This window comes from Paenibacillus kribbensis (assembly GCF_002240415.1).
Taxonomy (GTDB): domain Bacteria; phylum Bacillota; class Bacilli; order Paenibacillales; family Paenibacillaceae; genus Paenibacillus; species Paenibacillus kribbensis.
Genome location: NZ_CP020028.1, coordinates 3,167,975 through 3,181,815 on the forward strand (window position 1 = coordinate 3,167,975; position 13,841 = coordinate 3,181,815).

Sequence of the window (13,841 nt, forward strand, 5' to 3'; positions counted from 1 at the left end):
GTTCTTTATTTGGACGAATCAGACAACAGCAGCTCTAACGATTTGTCCAATAATAGATCGTGAGACAACGAAGTATAGCATGTATACAGGTGTCTGCTATCACACATATGGTGTACGGCCCCATTCCGTACCGCCTTTAGCTGCTGCCATTCGGGGGAACGCCACAGTGCCAGACACTCCTGCTGAATTGCTTGTTCTTCACAGGCGTTGCCATAATGGCGATAACAAGTCAGCAGAATGCGGTCTGCATCAAATTCATTCAGCTCACTCACCGTTACCTCCCGGTAATGGGCGATATTCTCGACCCCCGCAGGCATCGCCAGCTTCAAGTCTCCATACAAAACCGATCCCACATTCCGCTGTCCATACACACACATTTTCTGGTTCCCAACCCCAACGATCAGCACGCTCTCCCCTCCGAGCTTTTGCCTGACCTTTCGGGAAATCCGTTCTGCTTTCGTTTCATAGCGCTCCAACCATTCAACCGCTTCTGCATCCTTGCCGACAATGCGGGCTATCGACTGAAAATGAGTACGCCAGCTTTGGAAAAAGGGTACGGTGACGGTGGGCGCAATCTGCTCGTACATTTTTTCCTTTTTTGATTTCTCAAAATCCCTGAATTCACAGGTTAAAATCAGCTCAGGCCGGGCCGACATCAGCCTTTCCAGATCGGGCTGAACCTCACCTACTGATATCGTGTTGCAAAAGCCTTCGGTGACAGGGTAAGCCTTGTTAATCACCGCCGCATATGGCTCTATGCCCAGTGCAATCAAATGTCCGGTTAACAGATGCTTGAGCGAAGCGATTTTATCCGTATATCGAATCGTATTGACGTAGGCTGAGGGGGAGCGTCCAGTGGCGGCTTTAAATTTACGGCTAAAATAGAACTCATCGCTAAAGCCGACACCGTGAGCAATTGTGCGAAAAGAATCACGAGTGAGCACCAGCGCTTGCTTCGCGTGATTCATACGAATGTCTGTCAAATATTCCATTGGGCTTTTGCCGATCATTTTTTTGAACATACGCGAATAATAATCGGCACTCATTCCTGCCAGCTCTGCCAGCTTGTCCCGCGTAATATCGGAAGCGTAATGCTGCTCCATGTAGTGGAGCGTCAAGGTCACCGCCTGCTGCACGTCCGGCTTCTGATCCCGGCTCACATGCTGAAACAATGACATCAGCATTTCCTGAAATAAAATATTGGCCTTCATTTGGTCCCATATACGATCACAATGATGCTTCTTCTTGATTTCCTCGACTCTGTCCATCACAAAACGGAAGTGGGGAATGTTCCATTCTTGTGGTCCGATGGCCTCTGCAGGTATGTAACAGTCCAGCTCCCCCGACGGCTGTAATGCCAGAAAACGGATGACATAATAATCTGCCGGAGCGCCGGACAACAGATGGAGCTTCATGACTGCGCCAGGAGCGAGCATAAAGCCCTTTTGACGGTAAAGAGGATACGTCATTCCATCAATGACGATATCCCCTTCCCCTTCATTGAATAATAACAACGTATGAAAAGACGTTTCTTGCCGGGAGAAAGATCGGCCAGAGCACACATGCTGAATATCTTGCAGTTTATAAAGAAATGAAGTAAAAGATTGATCCTGCGTATTCATGGCTCCCAGCCTTTCTATATATTGATCATTATTCTCCATGTTATGAGAACTCTTTTCATTATATATAGACTGGGTCGGATTTTGCAAAATGGAATTGCGCTCAAGCTTATAAAGGATCTACATTTTGGGCATGAGCCATATTCAAATGATAAAACGGGTTCTGTATACGGCTTTGACCAGACGGCATACTGCCAGGTACACCAGATTGCTCCAGCAAAGGTTTCACCAGCAGCTTGAGCGGCCACTCCGGATTTTCAAATACCATTTGCTTGATCTCCCGGCGAACGTCAGCCTTGAAGGGCACGTGGTGGATAGCGTTCTCCAATTGTTGCCTTAATACAGACCACAGAGACGGTTCGTCTATGCCATAAATATCTGAAAGTGTATCTATAATCGCGTACAAATTAACTTGAATGCCCAGTGTTTGCAGATAGAATAGCAATTTCTTTGGTGTTTCATTGTACAGACTGTTGGAATAGCCAGGGCGGATTTGATATTCAGGATCGGCAATCCCATGCTCTGTCAGCCAGGGTAGATGCAGACGCACAGAGTCATGGTCGCGCAGTAAAATGTGTTCTATCTTTCTGTTTTTCCAAACCAGCACACAGTTTTGCCCATGGATCTCGGGCATGAGCCCGATGCGGTACAGGCGCAGCATAATTTCAAAAAACGTCAGGCATACTTCACCGAATAGTTGTTTTACCGAAGCTGCCGTGTCAGGAAGTCCGCGTTCAGCAGCCCATTCCCTGAAAAAATGATGCTGCCTTGCAGCCAGTGCAGACATGGGAATGAGGCGCACGGCAGGATCATGGATTAATTCGTGCGGATACATCCGGGCCATCGCCGCCAAATGCCGGGGCGGATCATCATACAGGCTGCCATTTTGCGGCATATAAGCCCACCAGGAGCCTTCATCGCATAAAAACAATCGCTCCTGAAGCTGCGGGTCACGTGCTTTGGCCTGCTGCAATAAAGCTTGTCCGCGATCCCCGTTAATCAGCTTCACAGCAGGCAAATAGCGGGATGCCCCCAGTGAGAACACGCTCAAGGGCAGCTTCACATAATTGGGACCACCATCCTTCGGAGACAAGGAGCGTACAGACGAGGTCGCCTGAAAGGCTCCGGCCTTTACATCCAGCGGAATCCACACTTTGTCTGCCTGTTCGGCGTGCAGATGTTGGGGCAGTATATGCGTGAGCTGCCACGGATGAACGGGTATCGCGATATAATCCGCAGACAGTCCGCGTTCCTGCATCTCCTGCTCTACCAGCTGACGTTCGGAGCTGGACAGAAGAAGGTCGTCAGGCTGCTGTCCAGCATATGAACGTTGTATACCCGGTTCAGCTTCGGCTGCCGTCGCTCCTGCTTCTGTGTCCGCAAAATGAGGCCCCTGTGTGATGCCCACTCCGGTCATTATCGCGTCCTTGCGAAGTGCTACCCAGCTTAGCGTGATATCCTGTCCAAATTCAGCGATATATTTTCGATAGTCCTGCTCGTTCATGCCTGTTTTAGCCTTGGATACGGGGTGAAAAGGGCGATCACGCAATGAGGAATGCTGTTCCAGGCGTTGAAAAGCCTCAGTGGGCGATATTCCCAGGATATTGTCATCCCCCAGCCCGCTATCCAGCGACCATGCAGTTTGCTCAATTGTCTGCTCCAGTAGCTGGACAAACCGCCCTACTCCTTCCTGACGACGATATTCCTCGTCCAGACATTCCTCAATTACACGCTGCATCAGCGTCACCGGGTGAAGCCATTTGGCATGGAATTCTTCTCCCTCTGGCTGCCGCTGAATTTCGCACACTCCACCTGACCGCAGGTAGCGATAGGGCTGAACCACCGCAGCGTGTACAGGGAATAAGATACTGTGCTGCTGCTCCCGATCCACCCACCAGCGGTAAAGGCTAATCGGACCGCCATTTGCAGCCGTATCCCCATTGGAGTCAGCAGCTTCATTCTCCTTAAAAGAAAACAAGTCGCTTAATTCAGCCTGAACGCTAGCATAGTCGTTTTGCCATTGCGGGATAGACAACAGTTCAACATCGGTACGCTCCCAAAACCCTTCCGCCAGCAATGTGTTTACAAGATCCTGCATAACCTGGCTTTCAGCCTGTTTTTGTCTGTGCAGACGCGTTGCTTCTTCGGATGAAAGCACCGGGTTCGTGTTTAATGTGGACTTCATACAGATTCATTCCTCCTTCTTTATGTTTGTGCTGCTTTTATCACCTTTATAGCCTCTGGGACGGTGGCCATGGGAAGCACACTCTCCGGCTGCGTAGTGGCACTAAAGGTAACTCTCAAGTTTGGTTTATATAGTAGAAATGCGGATGGGGATGGCTGAGGAAGTCATGATGCGAAATCGTCCAGCCGTAGGCTCCGGCAATGTGGAACAGCAAAACGTCTCCGATCCGCAAATGCTCTACGTGCACCTCGTGTGCAAGCACATCCTTGGGGGTACAGAGCTCTCCTGCAATCGTCACCGATGTCTGTCGCCGCTCGGTTCGCGGGAAAGGATACGGCCAATCATCCACAGCAATCACCTCAAAGGGCTGATTATGCTGCCACGATACCGGCAAACGAAAGTGGTGGGTTCCCCCGCGAATAATGGCGTAATGCTGATCATGATTGGTTTTGAGATCGATCACTTCTGCGACGTAATACCCGCAGTGCGCCACGATGTAGCGCCCGGACTCAAAAATCAGCTGGACGCCGGGGATACGATAGTCCTCCAATACTTGCTGCAATTCCTCTATAAAATCATTCCATTCGAACCTGCGCTCCAGATCGGTATACGAAATGCCGAAGCCGCCGCCAGCATTCAGATAACGGATGGACAGGGAATGCTCCTGAATCCAGGTCTGCACGCATTGCAAATACGTAGCTACCATACGGGCGTGCAGCCGGGCATCCAGATTGTTGGACAGGGAATGCATATGAAAACCCTCCAGCTGTACAAACGGCAGGCTTTGAACAAGTCGGATTGCTTCCGGCACTTGAATTTCATCTATGCCAAATTGAGTAGGCCGACCGGACATTGTAATGCTCGCCTCTGGCAAAGTACGCCGCAAATTAATGCGCAGCAAAATAGCTACACGCTGCTGTCTGCGTTCTGCAATCCAGCCGATACGCTGCAGCTCATGCAAACTTTCGGCATGAATCAGCATCACATTCCGTTCCAGCGCTTCCTCAATTTCAGCGTCCTTTTTCCCCGGACCGCCAAATATAATCGGCACGTCGGCTGATACCTCACGGATGGTACGAATTTCTCCGATGGATGCCGCTTCAAAGCCCTTCACAATGGGAAGCAGACTGGCGATCAACTGAGGATCGGGATTGGCTTTGACCGCGTAAAACAAACTGCAATCATCAGGCAAGCTGCTCACACAACGTTGTGCCCGTTCCCTCAGTGCGCCCAGGTCATAGATATAGGCGCATACGGGTTGCTGCTCTCGTTCCCGCTTTTGCTGGATAAGCTTTTCCACATACGAAACGACCTGCCCTCCAGACAGTGCTGTAACAAGCTGACTCATGTTCATCCTCCTTTATATTGAGAACTAGTATAGGTCAGACCTTCTTGCTTGCAAGGCACGAAAAGCAATTCCCCGCTCATCACCCAGCACGAAGGCATGAACCCCTTGTTCTATCCATGCACCGTATTCCCCAGCCTTTCGCGGAATGGCACAGTATGGAACCTTTGCTTCCCGTGAAGCTTCAAAGACCCGCTGTAGACCCTCCTGCACAATCGCCGCATCGGTCTGCCATGGCACACCGCACGATTGCGATAAATCTGCGGCTCCTTCCAGCACCATGCCAAGGCCTGGTACGGATAAAATATCTGCGATACGCTCCACGCCTAGTTCGCTCTCAATCATCGGCACCAGCATGATCTGATCATTGGCCTGCTTCATGTAATCCACCAAACTTCCTTTGCCAAATGCGGCAGGTCTGCCACTGTTCAGGCTTCGCTTGCCCTCCGGGCTATATTTTGCAGCCTGTACCAGCTCCACCATCTGCTCCCTGCTCTCCACATGCGGAACGACGATTCCCTGTGCTCCGCTGTCCAGCACCCTCAATATTTCCTTGGCATCGACCTCGGGTACACGCACCAAGGGCGTGATTTGTGCGGCTTCGGCAGCACGGATCATATGCTCTACGGTCTCGGGATTGATCATGACATGCTCCATATCAATAATGACAAAGTCATATCCGGCATGTCCGATCATTTCGACCGTAAGCGCCGCCGGGATGGAGGCAATCAGCCCGAATACCTCCTGCCCTTTCAGCAGCTTCTCCTGAAGCCGATTGATCGTTAGCATTGAGGCTCCCGGTGTGCATACAACGGATTGATCCCTGGCTTGAAGTGAAGATCCTCATCCCCGAGCAGACGTCTTTTCATCAGTTCTTCAATCTGCACGGTTGGGGCGAACAAGTCAAACAGGCGGAAACGCTCCTCATGCTGAGGATGCTGGCGCTGATAGTCATGAATGACCTGCGCAGACATCTGCCAAAATCGCTGCTCGTCCAGTTGATAATGCCCGGCAAGAAACATCGCCAGCTCGGCGGCTGCAATAAAGAAAAAAGCATCGTAAGTAAAATCGCGTACATCCTCCGGATTACCCGTTTTAATAAACGAATTACGGTTAATACGGGCATGACTTGGCGGCTCAGGGTGAAGATGTGGACATTGATCCGGCTCCGTCAGATGGTTCACGGAAAACCGGACGCCATCATGAAAATCCTTAAGTGCCACCCGCGTTGGCTGTCCGTTTCGATGAAGCAAAATTATATTCTGACCGTGAGATTCCATACCGATCCCATGCGCATACAGCATATGAATAAGCGGCGATATGGTCGCTTCCAGAACCCGGCGAGTCCATTCCTCTACTCCGAATTGCTGTACCCATGGATCAATGAGCGGAACCCCGTTTTTCTGCACATAACATAATCCGTTAAAAGGTATCGCGTCCTCATCCGGCTGCAAATAGCCGTGAATGCTTTCTCGCCACACCGTCCCCAGCGAGCCATACGTTTTCGCCTGACGGTATTCGGGTAGCTGCTCATAGTCAAATGTGATACCCAAAACCTCACGCAAAACAAAGAATCCCTGTTGAACGGCGTATTCATCGTGCTTTAGCAGCCCATGCAGCCAGTCCGTGATAAGCGCCCCGTTCAGTACGGTATGTCCAGCCATGATCCGGCTGGTGGAGGTGTTTGTAATACTGAGCGACAGCTTCACATAAGCGCGCTCCGGTGTCGTTCGGTTGGACAATGTGCGGATCGACTGCTGCGCCTGATACACATCGCTTGCTTCACCGAGCCATATGATCTGTTGCTCCGCCAGCTCTTGATGGAAGCGGGGCAAAATGACCTGCTGCCACTGCCACGGATGCACAGGCATGAGCCGATAAGCCTCCGGTTGCTGACCATAGCTGGTCAACAAGGCTTGGAAGCGTGCAAATTCGCCTTCTCCCAGTTCCTGGCGAATAAATGCTTCATCATCAATCGCCTGCGATTGCCCGGCCCGGCTGTGGCTTTTGGCAATGGCCAGCCACACAGGACGAATCGGCTGCTTGAACTCGGGGCCATACTGCTCATTATCTGTCAGCGTGAATCCAATCCTGGATTTATAGCATGGATGATACGGATGGCCGTCTCCCAAATTGCCTTCCAGCTCATCATATCGACGCTGGTCATCTGCGAGAGATGGCGCTGTCAAATAACTTTGCGCCTGCACATCTTTGAGCAAAGTTTGCTCCAGCTCTTCTATAAAGCGTTGAAGTCGCTCTCCCTGCTGTGCGGCGCTGAGGACTTCGTTCGCAAAATCTGCCAGCGCAGCCGTCGTTTCGCTTCCGTCTGTCCCGACCCGTATGACTGGAATACGAGCCAGCCGAATACGCCCAAAGCTGTCCATTCGTTTTCCAACAGAACGATATTGAACGGGCTGCCCTGTAGTGTTCTTGCCGTATAATATATAATGCTGGCAGCCATCTTCCACAGCATCGTCGCGAGTGTCATAGGGCAAAATTTCTTCATATAACAATGCCTGAATCAGTTGTCGGATGATGCGCTGCTCCACCTGTACAAAGGCATCTGAACGAAGCGCTTGAATAAAGCGCTGAGTGGTCGAAGCGGTGCCAGAGGAAGTTGCAGAAAGATTGCTTGTGGGCAAGTTATCTGAATTGTTAGTTCCAGAATTATTAGTTACTGAATTGTTAGTTCCAGGAATGTTCGTTATCGTCATGAAGTCACCTCACGAATCTGAATTGGATTAGGAATCGGGATAAACGAAGGTGTATCCCCTCTGGATTGAAAGCAGCTTATAAAATTGGCTTTGGCAGGCAGTGCAGGATTAGTCAATAAATCCTGGATATAGGCAGCTAGACGTACACGAGCGTCTGCACCTTGCTTCGAGCCTGTTTCCCGTTCCTGTTGTACTTGTACTTCTTCCTGTGCTTCTAGTTGCTCCTTTAATTGCTCCAGCACCTTGCGAACCACTCCCCAATACTCCTGCTCACTATGCTGTTGATGAACCGCAAGGGCATGAATCAAAGCACCCAAGTGATTCACAAAAAAATAATAGCGGGTACGCAGCCACGGCTCTTGTGCACCATATAGGACAGGACTATCCTCAGAAATCAGTGAACCGATCCATCCGGCTGCCTCAGCCTGTTCACGCACAATACTCACACCCTCCAAATCACGTACATAGTAGCATTCCGGCCTTCCGTCCTGAAGGGACAGGAGCGAATTTTGCACATGGGCTTCGAAGGCGATCCCTTTCACCGCAAGCAAACGTAGCATGGGTACCATGGATACGTGGAGATACCGTTCCAGCCATGCTGACAGGTTCGGCTGCTCTCCAACGTTACTCGGAGAATGGTCCCGAATCACTCCAATCAGCCGCGGCTCCTGTTCACCCGGCAGCGGCTCCAGCAAGGATGCCATGACATAGGTTGATTCAGCGTTCAAGTCCATCGGACGGTAGAGAACTGTAAACTGGTCCGACAGCTGCTCCAGCTCGTGAACCGCTGCTGTTCCTTCTTCTATCGCCACTGGACCAGACTCCTGTCCGGCATCATATTTTGCATCCGAACTTCCCGCCCATTCTGTCTCGTTATTCGGCTTGAAGCATACACGGCTATAACCCGTTTCTGTCAGCACCTTGAAGCCCTCGGATTGGATATGGGATGACCATTCGGCTGAAAGATCATGGATGACCTTCGCAGCGTCCAAGGTACGCCGAGCCTGTTCCTGCGTATTATCGCGCACCAGATTCGTAATTCGGACATGCAACGGCAGCTTGTAGCCATTTCCGGTTTCTATATTCCACACTGTTCTTATTGAAGAAGTCGGATAAAAAACAGGACCTAGCGCTCCCATAGGAATCAGCTGCCGCTGTCGTATCAGGCTTTGAATATACGGTTCCCGCAACACATGCTCAGCCTGCCAAGGGTGCATAGGCAACATACAATAGCGTTCCAACTCCTTTCCCCATTGGCGCTCGGCATGGAGCCGTACAGACGGGTCAATGGCGTCCCTGCGGTACTCTTCACCAATCCATTCCTCCTGCACGTTATCCTCATGAACCGCAAAGTAATACAGCTGGAACACCGCGCTCATCTCGGGACTGTATAATGAAAGCTCATCATCGGCAAAACCCTCCGTGCTTTTCGGAAAAGGATGAAAGGGATGTCCGATCAGCAAAGACTGTTCCGAGCGGACATACGCCAGCCGATCTCCCTTACTTGAGGATTCGGTCCTGCTCTCGCTTGCAAGCTTCAGATGCTTATCCATAAAAAGCGTCATTTTGTGCAGGCTGTTGCGAATGCGCTGCTTCATCTTTTGCTGCTCCGCTTCCCGCTGCTCGGGATTGGCGTGGTAGCCCAGCTCGTCCAGCAGCCATTGTATGATCTCATCCATCTCAAGCAGTCTGCCGGCTCCTTCTTCCTCCGCCTCGTACCACTCTTTCCCATACACATGTTGTCCGGTCGCAGAAAAATGAAGCAGCGTACCTCTGACCTGTCGCCCGGTCCGTGGCAGAATCACCCTCATATCCTGTGCCACCGCATCCATTCTCGGGTCAAATTGCTGCGTTTCCCGCAGATAGCTGTTAACCAAGGCTCGCAGTGTCGCTTGTTCCGCCCATATTCTACTCTTGGGCCGTTCTTCAGCGGCAGCGGAAGCCTCCTTTGATTGTGTCAGCATGTATTTATCCTCTCCCTTCCTGTTCAAGCTTTAGGTACAGACGCAGGCGCTTTCACTTCCGAGGCATCACGGGATGTACGACGCGCTTCTTTTTCAGGAAGGAATGCGGGTGGCTTGAGGAAAAAAGCGGCGGGAATCGTAAGTAAAATGAGTATGCTCATTCCAATAAAACCTTCCCGGATCGCTTGCAGCGTCCCCGTTTCCACCGAATACCCCGCCACCAGCAGCTGAGCCTTGCGAACCTCAAAATAAATCGAAATGACGACCATTCCAAGCGAGGAGGTCAGTCTGCGCATCACATTATTCATCGCCGAGCCTTGGGCTACAAGCTTATCGGGAATCGCATTCAATCCGGCGGTGGTGGCAGGCATATTGGACAGACCCAATCCAATTCCCCGCAGCATCATAAGGACAAAAATGACCCAGAGCGGTGAATGGAGCTGGAGCATACCGAGCAACGCTGTAGCCGCGCACGTGAGGATAAGTCCAGTGCTGATAATCCCTTTAGGCCCCTTGCGATCCAGTTGCTTGCCTGCAAGGGTGACGAACCAGCCTGTGCATATAGCAGAAGGCAAAAACACAAGTCCTGTCATCATGGCGTCATAGCCATATACTTGTTGAACCAGCATCGGAACCAGAAAAATGCTGCCAAACATCGCAATCGCCTGTACACTCGCCACGATTACGCTGAGGCTGTAGGTAGGTATTTTAAAAATGTGTACATTCAGCAAGGGCTGTTCCTTGATCAGCTCCATTCGTACAAATATCACCAGCAAAATCGCTCCGGCAAGGAACAGCAACATATGCAGCGGGTCAACTACATCTGCCGCCGTCGTTGTTCTGCCCAGCGCAAACAGAATGAATCCTACCCCCAAGGTGATCGTTATAAATCCGCTGCGATCAAAGGTGCGAGACAGATTGCCACGTGTGGCGGCCAAGTAGCGTATTCCCAGCAGCAATCCCAGCAATCCAGTTGGCACATTCATAAGGAAAAGTACCTGCCAGCTGCTGAGCGATAAAACAATTCCGCCAACTGTAGGCCCGAGCATCGGGGCGGCCATAATTGCAATCCCCCATATTCCCGTAACCCTGCCGCGTTCCTCCTTGGGAAAAGCTTCAAAAATCAGCGCCAGCGACAACGGAATCATCAGCCCGCCCGCTATCCCTTGCAGTCCACGACACATGATTACAGCGGCGAGCCCCCACGATATCGAACCGAGTAAGGAGCCTGTAACAAAAAGTGCAAGTCCACTCAGGTAGATTTTCTTTTTTCCAAAGCGATCCGCCAAATACCCGGTTAAAGGCATGGTCATCCCCATCGTGATTAGAAAAATGGTAATGAGCCAGCTCGCCGTGGCAGCGTTCGTATCGAACACCTTAATGAAGGACGGAATCGCCGGATTCAGCGAACTGTTATTCAGCAAAACCGTAAAGGTGCCGAGCATCACCGTGATGACGACCTTCCATTGCTTAGCCACAGCATGGTTTTTCATCCCGTAGCCTGCTTAGTCGTGTTCGTGCTGCAACCCGGCATAGGCTGCATGCACCGCTTCATTGAAAATAAGAAATATGTCGTCAATTTGGCGCTCGGTCACAATCAGCGGCGGTAAAAAGCGGATCACGGCAGAATGCCTTCCCCCAACCTCCAAAATAAGTCCACGTTTCAGGCATTCCTGCTGTATTCGAGCAGCCAGCTTTTTGTGGGCTGGATAATGTCCCAAATGATCCACCGACTGTCGGTCGTCCACAATCTCTACCCCGATCATAAGCCCCCGGCCGCGTACATCTCCGATGCAGCTTATTTGCTGCTTCAAGATGTTCAGGCGGTTCATGAATTGTTCGCCTCTGGCTGCAGCATGGTCGGGTATATAGTACTCCTTTATATATTTCAGCGTAGCCAGTCCGGCAGCCATGGCCATCTGATTGCCACGAAAAGTACCGATATGCGCGCCCGGATTCCATACATCCAGTGCTTCGTTATAAATAACCACCGACAGCGGCAGACTGCCGCCAATCGCTTTGGACAAGATCAGTACATCGGGGATAATATCCGCATGCTCAAAAGCAAACAACTTGCCTGTACGTCCAAGTCCGGTCTGGACTTCATCAATAATCAACGGGATATTCCGTTCCTTGGTAATGCGGCGAATTTCCCGAATCCACTCAACAGGCGCAGGAATGGAGCCGCCTTCCCCTTGAACTATCTCCAGAATAAAAGCACATGGCGTAACGATTCCGCTCTCGGGATCATCCAGCAGATTCTCAATATAACGACTGCTAAGCGCATGCGTCTGCTCTCCACCTACTCCAAATGGGCACCGATACGCATAGGGATAGGGCATAAAATGAACATCCGGTATCAAGCCCTGCACCCGCTCTTTTTGTCCCAAAGTCCCGCTGAGACTCATCGTCGCGTGGGTTGAGCCATGATAACCGCCTTGGAAGGAAAAAATGCTCCGGCGCCCCGTAGCCGTTTTGACCAGCTTGATCGCGGCTTCCACCGCATCGCCTCCGGTTGGACCACAAAATTGGATTTTGGCTTGACGGGCAAATTCAGGAGGCAGACTGGCGAATAGCTCTTCTACAAACTGCTCCTTCACTGGCGTGGTCAAATCCAGCGTATGCAGAGGTCGTTTTTGATCCAGCAGCTCTCTGATCGCTTCCAGGACCACTGGATGGTTATGACCGAGTGCCAAAGTTCCGGCCCCGGCCAGGCAATCAATATAGTTTTTTCCATCCATGTCCTTGACATAGATGCCTTCTGCTTCGGCGATGGCTATCGGAATACGCCGGGGGTAGGATCTGGCATTGGATTCCCGCGCAGCCTGGCTTTCCAGGTAACGGGTGTTTTGCGAGATAGCAGTTGCAGCTTTTGACAACTCGATCACTCCTTTGATATTGATAATCATTTTCATTTGATTCACCTCCTTATTATATGGAATAAATATCCTGATTCCATGGACATTTCAGACCGGAATTTGGACAAAAACTATTTTTAATTCCTAAAATAGAATAAAAAACCACAGCAAAATCGTCATTTCGACCATTTTCACCGTGGTTCTGTGGCTTTCCTTCCTGAAGAATCAGGAACGTGGTTTTTTATATGAAATTTTCGCTATGGCATCATGCAGATGAATGGATTCTTCATTTCGGCACTCCACCGTGAAGGCACGAACGGCCTTCAGCTCGACCAAATCAGCAGCAATTAGCCTCACCATATCCTCGACAAAACGCGGATTTTCATACGCTTTTTCAGTTACCGCCTTCTCGTCCGGGCGCTTAAGAATCGGATGCAGCGGAGCGCTGGCATTAGATTCTGCTGCATTCAGCAGCATGACCTTCCAGTCCTGCTCCATATCCAGTTCATCTATGTGCGCTTCCATCGTTACTACGCCACGCTGATTGTGGGCGCTGTATTCGCTGATTTCCTTGGAGCATGGACACAAAGTTGTTACCGCCACCGTCAGGCCAACCACCACACAGCTTCCCCGTCCTTCCTCATAGCTGATTCGGATTAACCCCTCGGCATGGTTTAGTCCCGTTTTCCCCAGCATAGGGGAGCGCCGTTCGTAGAACCACGGGAACGAAAGCTCCAGCTCAGCCCGTTCCTGATTCATCCGCGCGGTCAAACCTTTTGTAAAACGGATGAGCTGTGCCAAATCCGTTGTTCCACCCTGCTGCCGATACTCCTCCAAGTGCTCTGTCAGGCGGCTCATGTTAATTCCTTTGGCCTCACGATTCAGCGAGGTTGTTAGCTTAAAGGTTCCGATGCTTACCTGTGAAGCAGGGGCTAAACCCGCCTCCACGGTAATAGGGTGCTTTACTCTGGCGATGCCCACCTGTTCAATGTCGAACAAATAGTTGCGCTGCTCATTTTGCAAATCGGACATATGCTCTTTCAATGTGGGTTTATCTCCCGGAGTAGGGTCCACCGAACCGAACAGCCGATGACGCTCTGCCTTGGAAGGCAGTTTCGAGGTTACTCTGTTTTCTCTCACGCTGATAACTCCTTCA

Annotated in this window: 9 protein-coding genes; all 9 read right to left on the minus strand. The window is 50.9% G+C overall.

The genetic code is table 11. The features are described 5' to 3' along the window. Nucleotides 1-5: 5 nt before the first annotated feature. The 9 genes from B4V02_RS14000 to folE2 all read right to left on the minus strand — a co-directional run bounded on the left by B4V02_RS14000 (nt 6) and on the right by folE2 (nt 13,825). Nucleotides 6-1,661, minus strand: coding sequence for an AraC family transcriptional regulator (locus tag B4V02_RS14000; protein ID WP_244188331.1), 1,656 nt, complete (start codon nt 1,659-1,661; stop codon nt 6-8). Nucleotides 1,662-1,728: 67 nt separating this feature from the next. Then, a complete protein-coding gene (locus B4V02_RS14005) occupies nt 1,729-3,804 on the minus strand; it encodes an IucA/IucC family protein (RefSeq protein ID WP_094155274.1) in 2,076 nt (691 codons plus the stop codon). Nucleotides 3,805-3,919: 115 nt separating this feature from the next. Next, a complete protein-coding gene (locus B4V02_RS14010; protein ID WP_094155275.1) occupies nt 3,920-5,152 on the minus strand; it encodes a type III PLP-dependent enzyme in 1,233 nt (410 codons plus the stop codon). Nucleotides 5,153-5,176: 24 nt separating this feature from the next. Further along, the gene (locus B4V02_RS14015) at nt 5,177-5,938 is read right to left on the minus strand and encodes an HpcH/HpaI aldolase family protein (RefSeq protein WP_094155276.1); all 762 of its coding nucleotides are present in this window, start codon (nt 5,936-5,938) and stop codon (nt 5,177-5,179) included. Beyond that, nucleotides 5,932-7,863: an IucA/IucC family protein gene (locus B4V02_RS14020; protein ID WP_094155277.1), complete on the minus strand. Its 1,932-nt coding sequence runs from the start codon at nt 7,861-7,863 to the stop codon at nt 5,932-5,934. Before B4V02_RS14020 ends, B4V02_RS14015 begins: the two co-directional genes overlap by 7 nt. Then, nucleotides 7,860-9,827: an IucA/IucC family protein gene (locus tag B4V02_RS14025; RefSeq protein WP_094155278.1), complete on the minus strand. Its 1,968-nt coding sequence runs from the start codon at nt 9,825-9,827 to the stop codon at nt 7,860-7,862. The genes B4V02_RS14020 and B4V02_RS14025 overlap by 4 nt, the downstream gene beginning before the upstream one ends. A gap of 23 nt (nt 9,828-9,850) precedes the next feature. Beyond that, entirely contained in the window at nt 9,851-11,320 is a 1,470-nt protein-coding gene (locus B4V02_RS14030) for an MDR family MFS transporter (RefSeq protein ID WP_094155279.1), read from the minus strand. A gap of 12 nt (nt 11,321-11,332) precedes the next feature. Continuing rightward, entirely contained in the window at nt 11,333-12,742 is a 1,410-nt protein-coding gene (locus B4V02_RS14035) for an aspartate aminotransferase family protein (RefSeq protein ID WP_094155280.1), read from the minus strand. 168 nt (nt 12,743-12,910) lie between these two features. Continuing rightward, a complete protein-coding gene (folE2, locus tag B4V02_RS14040; RefSeq protein WP_094155281.1) occupies nt 12,911-13,825 on the minus strand; it encodes a GTP cyclohydrolase FolE2 in 915 nt (304 codons plus the stop codon). Between the last annotated feature and the right edge of the window lie 16 nt (nt 13,826-13,841).